Here is a 16,978-nt window from a genome sequence, read left to right on the forward strand (position 1 = left end):
TGACGTATGTTGGGCTCTTTTTTGAAACTTAGATGAATGCTCTATAAACTTAGTTTTTCCATGATTGAAAAGAGTACCAGAGGCACTTAATAGGTAGAGTTGAAAAAACATGAGTTATAAAGTGAAACAGCCCACACAAATTTTAAAATAATAAACTATTTAATAAAGTTTTTAAGAAAAAATGAAATAAACATTAATTATTATGATTGGAGATGTTACGTTGGCAAATCAATTTCATTTTAATAAAACATTTATTGAGTCAGTAAAAAGAATGAACCATCAAATAATAGACTTTAATAGAAAGATGCAACCTGTATTCAGTTCAATTGGTGAATTTGCTTTAAAGATGAACCATCTAGGTCAATTAATTAAAAAGTACTTTGATGAGAATGAAATTTTGGAAGCAGTTTCAAGATTAAGTAAAGGAATTTTAGAAACCGAGGAAGACTTAAAAGTATTTAAGGCTCTAATGGTAGAGATGGGTTATCCACCGCACAACGGCATTGATATTCCTACTATGAGATTAATTGTATGAAAATAACAGCGAGGATCTAACAACTGAAATCATAGACGAATTTATGTTTAATTATTATAGTTCAGAAAAAATTAGATTGATAGCTTTTGAATGGGAGTCAAACGAACTCTTAAAAGAAAGAATGTCTATTTTAAGAAATGTAATCATGGCTCATAATTTAGGAATGTATAACGTAACAATTCCCACTTTGCTTACACAATTAGAGGGTGTTTTAATAGATACTTTTAATATTAGGGGTAAAGTAGACGGGAAAATAATTGAATTACTGTTGGAATGCTTATTAAAAGATGATAACAATGAAAGTGGCTTTAATTTCGATACAGAGATTCATGAATATTATACAAAAAACATTATACAAAGTTTTAAACATGGCGAGCCTATTAAGTCAGGAATTAGCAGAAACGCCATTCTGCATGGAGCTGATAAAAGATATGGGATACTCTCTAATTCATTAAAAACTATTTTATTATTTGATTATATCTCAAATGCTGGTTTTTGTATCGACAAGGACAAGCAACAAAGAGGAAGAGAAAAAATAAAAATTCATAGAAAAAACAGATATCCCAAAAAACGAAAATAAAAGCAATTGTTGTTAAATATTCACTAATCAAAAGCTTACTTTGGTTGAAAATTATTAAGTAAGAAAAAAATGAGAATAAAGCTTAGAAAAGAAATCATAACCATTTTTATAAATAATGGAGCAATCACAACCGAAATGGTATAATTAGATTAATAATGCTTCGAAACGTTGTCATATCAGGGATTCATTCACTAGTAAAAGTGATTGTTATTCCGACAAACGAGGAGATTATGATTGCAAGAGATACGGTGAGAATTGCGAAGCTTTAAGAGTCTTGTAGGGAGTTTGAACGAGCGATTACCTTTGGAAAAGTCCATCGTCAAGCTTTAATTTGTAACTTTTTACAGTGCTAAAACTCTATAAAAGTAGTAATATTTATCTTGAAATTAAAGTATTTTGTAACTTATTTGTAACTCCAATCCCCTACCATTGGTTAAATCAAATGGAAGGGGTTGTTTTATTGATACGATATAAAAGAATTTGGTTCTTTGTAATCTGTCTAGTGCTAATTGGTTCTATGGTTAGTTTGCCTTCAATGACAAAAGCATCAGGAGGTTTTATCTCAGGATCCTATGGTGGAAAGACTTATAAGTTGTATGTGCCTAGTCACTATGACTCTAGTAAGAGTTATCCACTATTTGTTATGTTACATGGTTGTACACAAGATGCTGCTCAGTTTTCAACAGGAACAAAAATGAATGCGCTTTCAGAGGAAAAAGAGTTTCTGGTACTTTACCCAGAACAAAACTCAAGCTCTAACTCAAATAAATGTTGGAATTGGTTTGAACCAAGTCATCAATCTCGTGGAAGTGGCGAGCCTAGTGTGATTGCTGGTATGGTGCAATCCATTAAAACTAATTATTCTATCCAGAATGATCAAGTGTACGTTGCTGGTCTTTCAGCAGGGGCTGCAATGAGTGTCATTATGGGCGCAACGTATCCAGATGTCTTTTCAGGTGTAGGAGTTGGAGCAGGCTTAGAATATAAGGCGGCTACTAGTATGACTGAAGCTTTTACAGCGATGTCTAGTGGTGGAGCAAATCCAACTCAAAGAGGAAGAGATGCCTATAACGCAATGGGAAGTAGGGCTAAACCATTGAAGGTTATTGTCTTTCATGGAACTTCTGACTACACAGTTAATAAAGTAAATGGAGATCAAGTCATTTCCCAATGGGCAATAACAAATAGCTTAGCTGCGACTGGAACCGAAGGATGGCTAAACGACCAAGCGGATAACACACAGAATTTACAGGTACCATCTGGAAAAAGTTATACGGTATATGACTATAAAGCACAGGATGAAAAAGTTTGGATGAAAAAGATTAATATCTTAAATATGGGGCATGCATGGTCAGGAGGAAGTTCACAAGGAAGTTACACAGATCCACAAGGTCCTGATGCTAGTCGAATGATGTGGGAATTTTTTCAAAATGAAGTAGACCCCCCTGCGGTTATACCTGTTACAACTGCAACTCCAGCTGGAGGAACTTACAATGGTTCCGTAAGTGTTGAGCTCAATTCTAATAAAACAGGGACGACCTACTATACAACAGATGGATCTGAACCAACTATCAACTCAACAATATATTCAAAAGCGCTTTCAATAACAGAAGACACAACTTTAAAGTTCTTTAGTCGTGATAGTGATGGCAACTCCGAATCAGTCAAAACAGAAAAGTATTTTATTAAAACAGAAGATACTCCTAGAGATGAAACAACCATATCATCCAATGGCAATGAAGATGGGTTTGTAGGAAAGTATACTGCAGATGGAAAAAGTAATGCGACCATTAAGGTTGGGGATAAAGGAATGTATAATACGGATACGTATAGAGGTATTTTATCGTTCGATACAAGTACAATAACAGAACCTATAGAATCAGCCAAAATTCGACTATATATTAAAACGAAACTAGGAACGATTTCAATACTCCGATTAGACATGAAAAATGGAGTATTCGGAACAAGTTCTACAATTGAACAAACAGATTATGCCAATTCAGCTACCCAATCAAATTTAAGTAGCTTCTCACCTGTTGAAGGTGAATATTTGGATATTAATATACCTATCAATAGTTTGGCACAGATCAACTTGAACGGTATTACACAATTCAGATTAAAGGCTGAAACTACGGCAGGGCTCAACTCTAATTTCATTGAATTTTATGGAGGTGAAACTGTCGATTATGCACCAACACTTATAATTAATAGCAATTAAGATATTCAGTAAAACATTGGAACAGATTAAAAAATAATATTAAAAGAGGGTGTAGAGAAAATACTCTACGCCCTTTTAGTTTAAAAAATGGCAGGAGTTTTAAGGGGTTTTGTAGAATAGAAAGCTGAATGAATTTGTAGATTTACTAAGGAGGGCGCTAATGCCACTAGAACAAGAAGTAAAAGGAATATTAATTGTAGGATTCTTAATTGTTATGATAATTGCAATAATATTTACATTATTTTTTGCTATAAAAAATAAACAATCAATAACTGGTTATGCGTGGATCTTCTTGTACTTTATATTTTTTACGGTTGCCATACTTTTTGGCTATAATGCTATTTCCTTCGATTATAATCACCCAATGGCCTCAGAAGAAATATCACTTCAGATAGGGTTTGCAGGAGTAGCCTGGAGTATAAGTATGTTCTGCTTGGTTATGGGGATCTATATCTTTTCGAGAAAAAGTTTGATTTAAAGAGTTTAAGTCCCTAGTTTTAATATAAAAATGGTTGGTCGTGAGAAGTATCACGATCAACCACTTTATATTATTCTACTAAATTATGCTTCTAGTGGTTCGTCAGTGCGAACTACTAATACATCACAAGAAGCGGAGCGAACGATATATTCGGATACGCTACCGATTAAGAATCGTTCCATGGCATTTAGACCTGTCGCACCACAGATGATTAAATCTGCTTCAACCTTTTTAGCGATGTCTTTAGAAATCATTGATTTTGGTGAACCATAGTCTACTACGACATTCACGTTTTTTACCCCAGCAGCAAGAGCTTCTTTTTTATATCCACCTAGTAAATCTTCTGCAAAAGTTTGTGCTCTTTCTGCAATTGAACGATCATACGCCTCAATTGCAGCAAATGAACGAGTATCGATAATATTGATAAGGTTTAAAGTTGCATTGTTACGTGCTGCAATAGATACAGATTTTTTAAATGCATATTCGGCTTCTTTCGAACCATCGACAGCCACTAGAATTTGATTGTATCTTAATGTCATTTTAAAAACCTCCTTATAGTTATATATATATTATTCGAGATTTTTAGACATATTCCTTCTTATCATTCATTTTTTATTTAGTCTTATTTGTGAACATTTTAATCCGTAAATTAAATAGTTGAAGTATTTTAAATATATAAATGATAAGATAGATTTGTATGAAATGATACATTTATATATTGTGTCATTTTCACACCAACATGGTTTACATAGGAGGATGCAAGAAATGCGTATTGGGATTCCAAAGGAAACAAAAAACAATGAAAATCGCGTTGCAATGACGCCTGCTGGGGTAGTAAGCTTAAAGCATTATAAACATGAGGTTTTTATTGAAACGGGTGCTGGACTTGGTTCAAGCTTTACCGATGAAGACTACATCGCTGCAGGAGCAACAATTGTATCTACAGCTGAAGAAGCTTGGAATCAAGAAATGGTCATGAAAGTAAAGGAACCTACTCATGAAGAATATTATTTAATTCGCGAAGAATCGATTCTTTTTACTTATTTACACCTAGCACCTGAAGCAGATTTAACAAAAGTTTTACTAGAAAAAAAAGTGACAGCAATTGCTTACGAAACAGTTCAATTGCCTAATAATACATTACCTTTATTGTCTCCAATGAGTGAAGTTGCTGGTCGTATGTCAACTCAAATAGGAGCACAGTATTTAGAGCAAATTAATGGGGGAAAAGGAATATTACTTGGGGGAGTTCCTGGAGTTCCGCGTGCGAAAGTAGCAATTATTGGGGGAGGTATTGCTGGTGCTAGTGCCGCTCGTGTTGCAATTGGAATGGGAGCACAAGTTACAATCATCGATTTAAATCCAGATCGCCTACGTCAATTAGAGGATATCTTTGGAGCGAGCATCCAAACATTGATTTCTAGCCCATATAATATTGCTGAAGCAGTGAAAGAAGCTGACCTAGTGATAGGTTGTGTTTTAATACCAGGTGCAAAAGCTCCGAAACTAGTAACAGAAGAAATGATTAAAACGATGTCTCCTGGATCTGTTGTTATTGATATTGCAATCGACCAAGGTGGTATTTTTGAAACTTCCGATCGTATTACAACACACGATAACCCTACGTACGAAAAGCATGGGGTAGTACATTACGCTGTTGCTAATATGCCTGGAGCAGTACCAAGAACTTCTACTATGGCCCTGATAAATGCTACAATTCCGTATGCATTACAAATTGCCAATAAAGGCTATAAACAAGCGTGTTTAGATAATCCTTCTCTTCAAAAAGGGATTAACACGTTAGCTGGACATGTTACCTTTAAAGCCGTCGCAGAAGCACAAGATCTTCCTTATGTGGATGTTGCGACGCTTTTAAACTAATAGCTTAAAAATAATCACTCGAGGCAGCAATGCTTTGGGTGATTTCTAATTAATGGAGTGATCTAAATGCGGTATATGTATATAGGAATAGCAGGAGCAATTGGAGCAATTGCAAGGTATTTGGTAAGTGTTTTTATATTAGTTGACTCAGAGTTTCCGTTTACTACTTTACTGGTCAACCTGGTGGGATGCTATGCATTGGCATTTATAACGTCTAGAACGCTACCGTTTTCAAATAAACTCAAGTCTGCTATAGGTACTGGTTTTCTAGGGTCTTTTACAACTTTTTCTGCATTTAGCGTGGAAACGATAACGATGATAGAAAATGGACAAATTGGATTTGCTATACTTTATATTATCCTTAGCATTGTAGGTGGAATCATAATGAGTAATATTGGTTGGAAAAATGAGGTGGCTAAATGAGTATCATCCTAGTAGGGATTGCAGGGTTTATAGGTGCAAATATACGCTATATTGTTTCCAAAAGGCTAAATAACGGTACAAGTGATGCTTTTCCATATGGTACTCTTTCAGTAAATCTTATTGGAGCATTCTTACTCGGATTGTTAGTCGGAGGACAAGCAAGCGAAATTTATATGCTAATACTTGGAACAGGGTTGCTAGGTTCCATAACAACTTTCTCCACATTAAATAAAGAACTATATACTTTACAAAAGCATCCTAAAGTCTGGCTTCTTTATTTTCTTGCTACTTATATAGGTGGATTTGTTTTGGCATATATTGGATACCTCGTTTGAGAGTTTGAAAGCACTGCCAATTATTAGCAGCGCTTTCTAGAATCTATGATAAAATTTGTAATTCTTTTGGAAATTTAGTTAACACTTCTACACCATTTTCTGTTACCACTACATCGTCCTCTATACGAACGCCTGTGATTTCGGGGTGATAGATACCTGGTTCGATTGTAAATACCATACCTTTTTCAAGTTTCATATCATTCACACCAGTAATCGATGGAAATTCATGAACTGAAATTCCAAGTCCATGTCCTAGACGATGAGTGAAATAATCACCGTAACCAGCTTCCGTAATGACATCTCTCGCAATTTTATCAAGTGCCATAGCTGTAATCCCTGGTTTAACTGCTTCAACAGCTGCTTCCTCAGCTCGGCGAACTGTTTCGTATATTTCCCGTTTTTCTGGAGTAGGTTCCCCAAATGCTACTGTACGCGTAATATCCGAGCAATAGCCATTATAAACAACGCCTAAATCGAATAGTATGAAGTCCCCTTTTTGAATTTTACGATCCCCAGGAGTGCCATGAGGAGAAGCTGTTTTAGGACCGCTTAGTACCATTGTATCGAAGGACATTTGAGCAGCCCCTTTTTCTTTAACGGCTAATTCGATAGTATTTAAAATTTCAAGCTCCGTTTTTCCTTCTGCAATTTCCTTGCAACCTACTTCAATGGCATAATCTGCTAGCTCTGCTGCCATACGCATATTAACTAATTCTGCTTCTGATTTTATAACACGAAGGTCATTAATCTTTTCATCAATCCTAAATACTTGAAGATTGGATATACGTTCTTCTAGTGCCTCTAATCTTTCTACTGTCAGATGGGATTTCTCAACAGCAATGCTTTGAATTTTACCCACAGTTGCATTCATCTTCTGAACGAGGATATCCCATGCATTTTCTGTGTCCTGATGACCAATTATTTCTCCGTTCCATCCTGCTGCTTTCGCATCTGGTATTTCCATTTTAGGACAAATGATAAATGGTGCGGAATTTTTAAAAATTGCTACTCCTAAAAGGCGCTCATGTGGATTACTTCTAAATCCAGTAAAATAAAAAACGTTATCTGGAGTAGTAATAAATGCGGCATCAATTTGTTGTGCTTGAAGATATGATTGGATTTTTTCGGTTTGATTCATAGGGCACCCCTTTTAGATTTAATACTATTAGCATATCAGAATAAAGGATTTCTGGCATCTACGTGGAATGAATATATAAGGAGAAATAATTTAATAATACTTTTTTATAAGGAGAGAAAATATTATGCAAATTAGCTATCACGGACATTCAGTTGTGAAAATAAAAACAAATGCACACACGATTTTAATTGATCCATTTATTACAGGAAATGGACAAACTGATTTAATTGCGTCTGAAGAAAAAGCAGATGTTATTTTATTGACACATGGTCATAATGATCATTTTGGGGATACAGTAGATCTAGCAAAAAGAAATAACGCTACTGTAATTGCGATTTTCGAACTTGCCGAGTATGTTGAATCATTAGGAATTAAAGTACATGCAATGGGTATAGGGGGAGCTTATGATTTCGAGTTCGGGAGAGTGAAATTCACGCAAGCTTTCCATAGCAGTTCATATACAACAGAAGGTGGAGAGACAATTTACGGTGGAATGCCAGCAGGAGTTCTTCTAACAATAGAAGATAAAACAATCTATCATGCCGGAGATACAGCTTTGTTTGGAGATATGAAACTAATAGGAGAACGCAATGATATTGATGTTGCATTCCTACCAATTGGGGATAATTTCACTATGGGACCAGAAGATGCTGCCTACGCTGTCCAACTGTTAAAACCCCAAATTGTTGTACCTATTCACTATAATACGTTCCCGCCGATTAAACAGGATCCACAATTATTTAAAAACCTAGTGGATAGTGCTGAAGTTCAAGTGTTAAATGCCGGGGATCATGTTCAATTGAAACGTGACTAGGAATGGAGGCATATGTGGTACAATAAACGTATAATAATCGTTTGGATGTGACTACATGACAACAAAACACGAACAAATTTTAGCATATATTGAAAAACTTCCAGTCGGTGATAAAATATCTGTTAGACAAATTGCAAAGGACTTGACTGTCAGCGAGGGGACAGCCTACCGCGCGATAAAAGAGGCGGAAAACAGAAGACTAGTTAGTACAATTGAGCGAGTTGGAACGATTCGTATTGAGTTAAAGATAAAAGAGCATTTTGAGCGTTTAACCTACGCTGAAGTAGTAAATATTGTCGATGGACAAGTATTAGGTGGGAAAACTGGATTGCATAAAACATTAAACAAATTTGTCATCGGTGCCATGCAGCTCGAAGACATGATGCGTTATGTTGAACCGAGCAATCTGTTAATAGCAGGAAATCGATTAAAAGTTCATGAAACAGCTTTAAAAGCAGGAGCAGCTGTATTAGTAACAGGTGGCTTTGATGTGACAGACTCCACAAAAAAAATAGCAGATGAGCTGGAGTTACCTGTCATATCGACAAGTTTTGACACATTTACGGTAGCTACGATGATCAATCGAGCAATTGACGACCAACTCATCAAAAAAGATGTTTTGTTAATAGAGGATATTTATATCCCACTTGAAGAGACGTCTTATTTAATTGCAACTGATAAGGTCAAACAATACCGAGTGCTGAATGATGCGACCACACATGGTGTGTTCCCAGTTGTAGATGGATCTAAGAAACTGGTGGGGATTGTTACTGCTAGAGATGTCATCGGTAAATCGAACAATGAAACAATCGAGAAAGTAATGACAAAAAATCCGATTTCCGTCACGATGAAAACAAGCGTATCCTCTGCAAGTCATCGAATGATCTGGGAAGGTGTAGATTTATTGCCAGTAGTTCGTGAAACAAATTATTTAGAGGGAGTTATTAGTAGGCAGGATGTATTAAAAGCCCTTCAAGCTGCTGCTAGACAACCACAAAACGGTGAAACGATCGATGATATTGTAAAGCAACAAATAAAAATCATTTCTACAGAAGAATTTCTATTTGAGTTCGTTGTTACACCACAAATGACGGATCATTACGGTGCAATGTCTAATGGAGCTTTTACGATATTAGTAACAGAAACAGGAGCACAAACGTTGAAGATTCGTAAACGCGGTGAAAGTGTCGTGGAGAATATGACGATTTACTATACAAAGCCGATTCAACTAGAAAGTATTCTACGCATTCAAGCGAGAGTATTGGAGCTGAGTAGAAGAGTAGCGAAGATGGATATTGAAGTATATAACGACAAGCTACTAGTCGGAAAAGCAATGGTAACCTATCAGTTACTGGAGCGTTAAGAACAAAAGCCCTCGCGGCTATTTCAGCCCTGACGAACGTCGAAAGTTTTGCAATAAAGGCGTTCTTTGTCTTTATTCGCAAGTCTGAAGCGAATAGAGGGGCTAGGCGCTGAAGTCTGGACGGAAAATCACTCTTAGAATGCTATGAACATGCCAAAGATTTTATAATTTCCTAAGCAATAAAAAATGATGCAGCTAGTTTAGCTGCATCATTGATTTATAGATAGTTCCTCTTCCACGAATTGACCGTAATGCTTGGCTACTTTAACATTATGATATGTAAAATATCCTCCGAGTAGTATAAACAGACCCGCGACAATATAGGTTACGGAAGATTGATAAATGATTATAAAGTTAATACCGAAAAACAACAAAAAAGCACCTAAACATACAGAAGCCTTTGCACCAAACCATTTTTTGCGAATAGGTAAAGGTGTGCGGAATTGTTTCGTTTTAAAATAAAAATACCAAACAAACGTAATTACTATTAAAGCTACTAAAATAATATTAAGCATGACGAACCTCCAATAAAAAGTTAACCTTCTGTCTATTGTAAAGGGAAATTTTAAAAAATGCGAATCGTAAAACCATATAAGTGAGGTATTTCCATTGAAAAGACAAATCATAGACACAATCGAAAAATATGACAAAATTATTTTGCATCGCCATGTTAGACCTGATCCAGATGCATATGGTTCACAAATTGGTTTAAAAGAGCTTATTGCACTAAATTATCCGACAAAGGAAGTTTTAGCAACTGGCACACATGATGAGACATTAAATTTCCTTGCATATCCTGACAATGTTTCCGATGAGGACTTTCAAGGTGCTCTAATTATTGTTACAGATACAGCAAATACGGAAAGAATAGATGATGCACGCTATAAACTAGGAAGTTTTCTTATTAAAATTGATCATCATCCAAACGATGATGCTTACGGAGATTTACTTTGGGTAAATACAGCTGCTAGTTCGGTTAGTGAAATGATTTGTGAGCTGTTCGAGGAAGCAAAAATCTATAAGCAGTGGAAAATGGATGCTTCTATCGCTCGATTATTATTTGCAGGAATTGTCGGCGACACCGGAAGATTTATGTTTCAAAGTACAACAAAGCAGACAATGGATTTCGCTGGTAACTTACTTACATATGGTTTTGATAGTACTACATTATTTAACGGAATGTATGAAGTCGAAAGAAATCTCCTTCAGTTAAAAGGTTATGTATATGCAAATTTTGAAATGGATGAAACTGGTGTAGGTCATGTGAAACTTACGAAAGAAATTCTTGATAAGTATCAAGTAGATCAATCAGAAGCATCTCTCCTAGTAAGTGCGTTAGCGGATGTGAAGGGGATGAAATGCTGGGTATTCTTTATAGAAGATTCCTCTGAAATTCGAGTTCGTTTACGTTCAAAAGGTCCTGTTATTAATGGTATAGCTAAAAAGTATGGGGGAGGAGGACATCCTCTTGCTTCAGGAGCTGCTGTAAAGACATGGGAGGAAGCAGATTTAGTTATTGAAGATTTAAAAATGTTGTAATTGAGGTGTTTACATGAAAACAGTATATCCACAAATTGTGACATCGGCGGATATGCTGAAAAGCACAATACAATTGGAACAACTTACACAAAAGTTAAAACAAAATAATGCAAAGGCGGCAGCCATTACAAATAGCAGATTGTATGGTTTACTGCCTTTTTGGCATGCATTACAAGCGCAAAATATTAAACCTGTACTTGGACTCACTGTAAAAGTTCAATTGGAGTTAACTGTAGTAGAAATGGTGCTATATGCGAAAGATGCGAATGGCTATGAAAATCTATTGAAAATATCTAGTAGTCTCGAGACAAGAGACATTACAGCGCTACCAAAAAGATGGCTAGAAGCATATAAAAATGGATTAATCGGCCTTTACAAAGGAGACGCAACTACGACGTTCGAGCAGCTAAGCGAATTACAATTGATATTTGGTAATTTGAACTTCTACTTGGCAATTGAACGGCAAAATGGAGAAAAATTAGAACATGAAGAAATGATTGTGGAGTTCAGTAAGCAGCTATCGATCCCAATTACTGTGTTCCATATGAGTAGATACATAGAAAAAGAAGATGCCTTTGCTTATGAAGTATTAAACGCAATGGATCAATCACTCAAAATGAATGACCATACACGTCTTAAACCCTCCACCAATACGCTTCATCTACTTTCTAATGAAGAATGGGGTAGATGGTTTTCCGATGTTCCCTCATGGCTTGAAAACACGGAACAGATGCTCAATAGCTGTAACGTTTCCATCGAAAGAACAGCTTCAATAATGCCGAAATTTCCATTACCTGAAACGAAAAATTCAAAGGACTTCTTACGAGAGCTATGTGAGGATGGCTTGAATAATCGACTAAAGGAAGTCACCAAGCCATATATAGATCGATTAAATTATGAATTATCCATCATAAACCAGATGAACTATGAAGACTATTTTTTAATCGTTCAAGATTTTATGAAATTTTCTAAGCAGCAAAACATATTAACAGGTCCAGGCCGTGGATCATCTGCCAGTTCACTAGTCGCATTTTCTTTGAATATCACGGATGTAGACCCGCTCCGTTATGGTTTGTTATTTGAACGATTTTTAAATCCAGAGCGAATTACAATGCCAGATATTGATATCGATTTCGCTGATTCGAGAAGAATGGAAGTTATTCAATATGTCGTTAAAAAGTACGGTCAGAACTATGCTTCTCAAATAATAACGTTCGGTACTTTATCGGCAAAAGCAGCGGCTAGAGAGGTTGCAAGAATTTTCGGTTTCGAATCTTCCACCTTGGAGGCTATTTCTTCTTTTATCCCTTCTAAGCCAGGGATTACGTTAAAAGAAGCATTTGCAATGTCCGAGAAATTGCGTGCGTTTATACAGACAGAAGAAATTCGAAAAAAATGGTTTGACGTCGCGCTTGCTTTGGAAGGACTACCAAGGAATGCCTCTACGCATGCAGCCGGTGTCGTATTATCACCAGTTCCTTTAGTAGATGTCATACCCATTCAAAGTGGGCATGAGGATATCTATTTGACACAGTGGCCGATGAAGGAAGTAGAACAAGTCGGACTGCTTAAAATGGATTTTCTAGGGTTGCGAAACTTGACGATTATTGAAAGAATTTTGAAGATCATTAATTATAAACAATCGAATCCATTTAATTTATCCGAAATACCCCTACATGACGAATTAACCTTTCAGTTATTACAGCAGGGGGATACAACAGGGGTATTTCAATTGGAATCGACCGGAATGCGACAAGCCCTAAAACAAATCAATCCAACAAAATTTGAGGATGTTGTTGCAGTAAATGCATTATTCCGACCAGGTCCTATGGAGAGCATACCTCTATATGCAAAGCGAAAAGCGGGTCAAGCTAAAGTAACCTATGAACATCCGATTTTAGAGCCGATATTAAAAGAAACATATGGCATTATTGTATATCAGGAGCAAATCATGCAAATTGCCTCTAAAATGGCTGGTTTTACATTCGGGGAAGCCGATTTATTACGTAGAGCTGTGAGCAAAAAAAATCGTGAAGTATTACAAAGTGAAAGAGTACATTTTGTTCAAAAAGCTATTCAAGAGGGACATTCAGAACAATCAGCCTCAGCTGTTTATGATTTAATCGTCCGATTTGCTGACTATGGTTTTCCAAAGAGTCATGCAGTTGCTTATAGTGTTATTTCCTTTCAAATGGCGTATTTGAAAGCCCATTTTCCCGTAGCTTTTTATAGCGCATTACTGAGTCAAGCTACAGGCAACCAAGCGAAAATCAATGAGTTATTGATGGAAATGAGACATAAAGGCATAACCATTTTAGCTCCCTCTATTTTTCAAAGTCAGCGTTTCTTTACGATGGAAAATAGTGGGGTCCGATTCGGGTTACAAGCTATAAAAGGGGTTTCTCATAATTTTATTCAAAAACTACTGCAAAAACGTATGGAAAGAGAAAACAAATGGGAGGATATTTTTGAGCTTGCTTCTGATCTGTCTGCAATTCACTTTACGAGAAAAAATGTAGAACCTTTGATAAAAGCAGGAGCTCTCGATGATTTTGGTTTTGATCGATCTACTCTTTTAAGTACTTTAGATGCGGCGGTCAAATATGCAGAATTGATAAGTCCTACGGAAGAATCTGATTTATTTGGCGGGGATGCCTCCCACTTTGGAAAGTCTAAATATATCAAAACGGACCCACTTCCGATTATGGAGAAGTTACAATTTGAAAAAGAGGTTTTAGGTCAATACTTTTCTGAGCATCCAACATTATCTAAAAAGAAAACGCTCAGTGATAATTTAAATGATATTTGGGATATATTGCAAACAACGAGAGATATGCCTGTAAAGATAGTAGGACTCATACAGGACATAAAAAGAATTAGGACAAAAAAAGGGGAAGCAATGGCATTTCTAACTGTTCAGGACGATACTGGTAACTTGTCCGTAACACTTTTTCCAGAGGAATACGCAAAATTCAATGCTCTATTAAAAGAGCAGGAAATGCTTGTTATTACTGGAAAGTCAGAACGTAGAAATGGACGCACCCAAATTATAACTAAACATATTGAGAAATAACTGCATATTTTATATGCAGTTTTTTCTTTACGTTTGAGCAAATCTTTTGTATGCTATTATTTATGAGTGGTCAGACCACTTTGTAATTTATGGAAGAGTGAGGCTCAATGAACCAAACGAATAATCCTAAAAAAATGTTTCTGGAAATAGTAAAACAATTGAGGCAGCTAATTGCAGATGAAAATGTTTCTGTTGGTGGTAAATTACCTTCCGAAAGGGAGCTAGCAGAGCGGCTTCAAGTAGGTAGATCAACTATCAGAGAAGCGCTAAGAAGTTTAGAATTACTCGGTTTAATAGAAACACGACGTGGGGAAGGTACTTTTCTTTCGGATTATCGAAAGCATCGGCTTGTCGAGCTGTTGTCTACATTTATCCTGCAAGAGTCGAAGTCAAAGGAAGATGTGCATATAACGAGGCAAGCATTGGAAAAGGATGCTATTCATACAATTTGTAACACGGAGAGACTTTATAGACTACATATATGGGAAGCCTTTAAAGAAAAACTTATTAAAGAAGAAATTGTAAGAGAGGATATAATTCGTGAAATTATCATCATCTCGGATAATCGATTAGGATTAAAAATATGGTTTTTGTTAAAGCAGTTTGCAGGAGAGCCTTACCGAGAGAATATGAACCTACAAGAGAAGTCTCTTTGGATTCAGCTTCTAACTTCGTTACAAAAGGGAGAAGAACACCAGGTGTTTTCTTTATATTATGAATGGCTTTTGTTAATCAATAGGGGAGATGTATAAATGAGTATTCGAGATATATTTAGAAAAAATCAAAAGAAAAAATATGCCACAATACCAACTGAAAAAGCAAAAAATGATGTACCAGAAGGCATTATGGTGAAATGTCCAGAATGCAGAAAAAATGTATTTACAAAAGACTTGATGAAGAATTTCAAGGTATGCCCTACTTGCGATCATCATATGAAAATGACAGCGTGGGAGCGTGTAGATACATTCTTAGATGAAGATTCTTTTGAATCAATGGATGATCATTTAGAAACAGTAAATCCATTGAATTTCCCAAGCTATACTGAAAAGATAAAGGCAGACTCGCAGAAAAGTGGTTTGAATGAAGCTGTTCTTACTGGACTTGGAAAGCTGGACGGACAACAAGTCGCCTTAGCAATAATGGATTCTCATTTTCGAATGGGATCAATGGGGTCAGTAGTAGGAGAAAAAATTACAAGAGCTGTGGAGAAAGCTACAGAGCTTGGTATTCCTTTTATAATATTTACTGCAAGTGGTGGAGCAAGAATGCAAGAAGGCGTTTTGTCGTTAATGCAAATGGCTAAAACGTCCGTTGCGCTTAGACGACATAGTGATCATGGTCTTTTATATATTTCCATTCTTACTCATCCGACGACGGGTGGAGTTTCTGCGAGTTTTGCATCAGTTGGAGATATAAATATAGCCGAGCCTAAAGCGTTAATCGGCTTTGCGGGGAGACGTGTGATTGAACAGACGGTACGAGAAAAACTTCCAGAGGATTTTCAAACTGCTGAGTTTTTATTGAATCATGGTCAGCTAGATGCCATAATTCATCGCAAAGAAATGCGTGAAAAAGTAGCTTCCATCGTTCATCTTCATACGACTAAGGAGGTCACAAAATGGTAAAAGTACTACCTTTTGAAGAACCAATCATTCAATTAAAAACAAAAATTGAGGAACTTAAAGAGTATACGGCAAATGCTGACGTGGATATGTCAGTAGAGATTGTCAACCTCGAAGCAAGACTAGAGAAATTAGAGCAAGAAGTATATGAAAATATGGAACCTTGGGACCGTGTTCAAGTTGCTCGACACCCTAGTCGTCCAACAACGAGAGATTATATTCAATTATTATGTACAGACTTTATCGAACTTCATGGAGATAGACTCTATGGTGACGATGCTGCAATTATAGGTGGAATAGCTTTGTTTGAAGGTAAACCAATAACAATTATTGGACATCAAAGAGGCTTAGATACGAAAGAGAATATTAAGCGTAATTTTGGTATGCCTCATCCAGAGGGATATCGAAAAGCATTACGATTGATGAAACAAGCAGAAAAGTTTAACCGTCCGATTATTTGTATGATTGATACAAAGGGAGCTTATCCAGGAAAGGCGGCAGAAGAACGCGGTCAAAGTGAAGCCATCGCTCGGAACTTAGTAGAAATGGCTGGTTTAAAAGTACCGGTTATTAGTGTTGTTATTGGCGAAGGTGGAAGTGGAGGAGCATTAGCATTAGGTGTAGCTAATCACATTCATATGTTAGAAAACTCTACGTACTCCGTTATTTCACCTGAAGGAGCAGCATCTATTCTTTGGAAGGATGCTGCACTCGCAAAAGAAGCTGCAGAAGCGATGAAAATCACTGCACCTGATCTAAAGAAAATGGGTATAATTGACACTGTCATTACAGAGGTTCATGGGGGAGCACATAAAAACATAGAGGCACAGGCTATGTATATGAAAGAAACACTACTTACTTCTTTAAAAGAATTAAGCGAATTAACACCAGATGAATTAGTTGAAAATCGATATTCTAAATTTAAAAATATTGGAGAATTCAATGAATAAAATGCGCCAGACACGGCGCATTTTTTTTT

Annotated in this window: 17 protein-coding genes; 14 read left to right on the plus strand and 3 right to left on the minus strand. The window is 36.3% G+C overall.

What is annotated here, in order from left to right; genetic code table 11:
- Window positions 1-220 precede the first annotated feature (220 nt).
- From BLR36_RS03770 to BLR36_RS03785, 4 genes are all read left to right on the plus strand, one after another.
- A complete protein-coding gene (locus BLR36_RS03770) occupies window positions 221-535 on the plus strand; it encodes a hypothetical protein (protein WP_093060396.1) in 315 nt (104 codons plus the stop codon).
- Complete coding sequence (locus tag BLR36_RS03775) at window positions 528-1,115, plus strand: hypothetical protein (RefSeq protein WP_093060397.1); 588 nt, start codon at window positions 528-530, stop codon at window positions 1,113-1,115. The genes BLR36_RS03770 and BLR36_RS03775 overlap by 8 nt, the downstream gene beginning before the upstream one ends.
- A 460-nt stretch (window positions 1,116-1,575) precedes the next feature.
- A complete protein-coding gene (locus tag BLR36_RS03780; protein WP_371326694.1) occupies window positions 1,576-3,333 on the plus strand; it encodes an extracellular catalytic domain type 1 short-chain-length polyhydroxyalkanoate depolymerase in 1,758 nt (585 codons plus the stop codon).
- A gap of 160 nt (window positions 3,334-3,493) precedes the next feature.
- Window positions 3,494-3,811, plus strand: coding sequence for a hypothetical protein (locus BLR36_RS03785; RefSeq protein ID WP_139185061.1), 318 nt, complete (start codon window positions 3,494-3,496; stop codon window positions 3,809-3,811).
- Window positions 3,812-3,894: 83 nt separating this feature from the next.
- Here the strand turns inward: BLR36_RS03785 and BLR36_RS03790 are convergent, their stop codons facing one another.
- The gene (locus BLR36_RS03790) at window positions 3,895-4,350 is read right to left on the minus strand and encodes a universal stress protein (protein WP_093060399.1); all 456 of its coding nucleotides are present in this window, start codon (window positions 4,348-4,350) and stop codon (window positions 3,895-3,897) included.
- 226 nt (window positions 4,351-4,576) lie between these two features.
- Between BLR36_RS03790 and ald the strand changes: the two genes are divergently transcribed.
- The 3 genes from ald (at window position 4,577) to BLR36_RS03805 (ending at window position 6,450) form a co-directional block, all read left to right on the plus strand.
- Window positions 4,577-5,692, plus strand: a complete 1,116-nt coding sequence (gene ald, locus BLR36_RS03795) for an alanine dehydrogenase (RefSeq protein ID WP_093060400.1) — start codon at window positions 4,577-4,579, stop codon at window positions 5,690-5,692.
- A 66-nt stretch (window positions 5,693-5,758) separates the two neighbouring features.
- Window positions 5,759-6,115 carry a fluoride efflux transporter CrcB gene (gene crcB, locus BLR36_RS03800; protein ID WP_093060401.1) on the plus strand — a complete coding sequence of 119 codons (357 nt, stop codon included), beginning with the start codon at window positions 5,759-5,761 and terminating at the stop codon, window positions 6,113-6,115.
- Entirely contained in the window at window positions 6,112-6,450 is a 339-nt protein-coding gene (locus BLR36_RS03805) for a fluoride efflux transporter FluC (protein WP_093060402.1), read from the plus strand. Before crcB ends, BLR36_RS03805 begins: the two co-directional genes overlap by 4 nt.
- A gap of 43 nt (window positions 6,451-6,493) precedes the next feature.
- On the opposite strand, the gene BLR36_RS03810 is transcribed toward BLR36_RS03805, so the two are convergent.
- Window positions 6,494-7,588 carry a M24 family metallopeptidase gene (locus tag BLR36_RS03810; RefSeq protein ID WP_093060403.1) on the minus strand — a complete coding sequence of 365 codons (1,095 nt, stop codon included), beginning with the start codon at window positions 7,586-7,588 and terminating at the stop codon, window positions 6,494-6,496.
- Between the two features lie 124 nt (window positions 7,589-7,712).
- Here BLR36_RS03810 and BLR36_RS03815 point away from each other — a divergent pair, with 124 nt between their 5' ends.
- Both BLR36_RS03815 and BLR36_RS03820 read left to right on the plus strand, forming a co-directional pair.
- On the plus strand, window positions 7,713-8,402 hold the full coding sequence (locus BLR36_RS03815; RefSeq protein ID WP_093060404.1) for a metal-dependent hydrolase: 690 nt from the start codon (window positions 7,713-7,715) through the stop codon (window positions 8,400-8,402).
- A 55-nt stretch (window positions 8,403-8,457) separates the two neighbouring features.
- Window positions 8,458-9,765, plus strand: a complete 1,308-nt coding sequence (locus tag BLR36_RS03820; protein WP_093060405.1) for a DRTGG domain-containing protein — start codon at window positions 8,458-8,460, stop codon at window positions 9,763-9,765.
- Between the two features lie 209 nt (window positions 9,766-9,974).
- Here BLR36_RS03820 and BLR36_RS03825 read toward each other — a convergent pair whose 3' ends face one another.
- Window positions 9,975-10,280, minus strand: a complete 306-nt coding sequence (locus BLR36_RS03825) for a YtpI family protein (RefSeq protein ID WP_093060406.1) — start codon at window positions 10,278-10,280, stop codon at window positions 9,975-9,977.
- A gap of 94 nt (window positions 10,281-10,374) precedes the next feature.
- On the opposite strand from BLR36_RS03825, the gene BLR36_RS03830 reads away from it, so the two are divergent.
- From BLR36_RS03830 to accA, 5 genes are all read left to right on the plus strand, one after another.
- A complete protein-coding gene (locus tag BLR36_RS03830; protein ID WP_093060407.1) occupies window positions 10,375-11,304 on the plus strand; it encodes a DHH family phosphoesterase in 930 nt (309 codons plus the stop codon).
- A gap of 13 nt (window positions 11,305-11,317) precedes the next feature.
- The gene (dnaE, locus tag BLR36_RS03835) at window positions 11,318-14,377 is read left to right on the plus strand and encodes a DNA polymerase III subunit alpha (RefSeq protein WP_093060408.1); all 3,060 of its coding nucleotides are present in this window, start codon (window positions 11,318-11,320) and stop codon (window positions 14,375-14,377) included.
- Window positions 14,378-14,484: 107 nt separating this feature from the next.
- Entirely contained in the window at window positions 14,485-15,129 is a 645-nt protein-coding gene (locus BLR36_RS03840; RefSeq protein WP_093060409.1) for a FadR/GntR family transcriptional regulator, read from the plus strand.
- The gene (gene accD, locus BLR36_RS03845) at window positions 15,130-16,002 is read left to right on the plus strand and encodes an acetyl-CoA carboxylase, carboxyltransferase subunit beta (protein WP_093060410.1); all 873 of its coding nucleotides are present in this window, start codon (window positions 15,130-15,132) and stop codon (window positions 16,000-16,002) included.
- A complete protein-coding gene (gene accA / locus BLR36_RS03850) occupies window positions 15,996-16,949 on the plus strand; it encodes an acetyl-CoA carboxylase carboxyl transferase subunit alpha (protein ID WP_093060411.1) in 954 nt (317 codons plus the stop codon). Before accD ends, accA begins: the two co-directional genes overlap by 7 nt.
- Window positions 16,950-16,978 lie beyond the last annotated feature (29 nt).

The organism is Psychrobacillus sp. OK028, from assembly GCF_900103605.1.
Lineage (GTDB): Bacteria > Bacillota > Bacilli > Bacillales_A > Planococcaceae > Psychrobacillus.

Coding starts and splice junctions, on each gene's coding strand:
- BLR36_RS03785 (WP_139185061.1), top strand. CDS start 3,494: ATGCCACTAGAACAAGAAGTAAAAGGAATATTAATTGTAGGATTCTTA.
- BLR36_RS03790 (WP_093060399.1), bottom strand. CDS start 4,350: ATGACATTAAGATACAATCAAATTCTAGTGGCTGTCGATGGTTCGAAA.
- ald (WP_093060400.1), top strand. CDS start 4,577: ATGCGTATTGGGATTCCAAAGGAAACAAAAAACAATGAAAATCGCGTT.
- crcB (WP_093060401.1), top strand. CDS start 5,759: ATGCGGTATATGTATATAGGAATAGCAGGAGCAATTGGAGCAATTGCA.
- BLR36_RS03805 (WP_093060402.1), top strand. CDS start 6,112: ATGAGTATCATCCTAGTAGGGATTGCAGGGTTTATAGGTGCAAATATA.
- BLR36_RS03810 (WP_093060403.1), bottom strand. CDS start 7,588: ATGAATCAAACCGAAAAAATCCAATCATATCTTCAAGCACAACAAATT.
- BLR36_RS03815 (WP_093060404.1), top strand. CDS start 7,713: ATGCAAATTAGCTATCACGGACATTCAGTTGTGAAAATAAAAACAAAT.
- BLR36_RS03820 (WP_093060405.1), top strand. CDS start 8,458: ATGACAACAAAACACGAACAAATTTTAGCATATATTGAAAAACTTCCA.
- BLR36_RS03825 (WP_093060406.1), bottom strand. CDS start 10,280: ATGCTTAATATTATTTTAGTAGCTTTAATAGTAATTACGTTTGTTTGG.
- dnaE (WP_093060408.1), top strand. CDS start 11,318: ATGAAAACAGTATATCCACAAATTGTGACATCGGCGGATATGCTGAAA.
- BLR36_RS03840 (WP_093060409.1), top strand. CDS start 14,485: ATGAACCAAACGAATAATCCTAAAAAAATGTTTCTGGAAATAGTAAAA.
- accD (WP_093060410.1), top strand. CDS start 15,130: ATGAGTATTCGAGATATATTTAGAAAAAATCAAAAGAAAAAATATGCC.
- accA (WP_093060411.1), top strand. CDS start 15,996: ATGGTAAAAGTACTACCTTTTGAAGAACCAATCATTCAATTAAAAACA.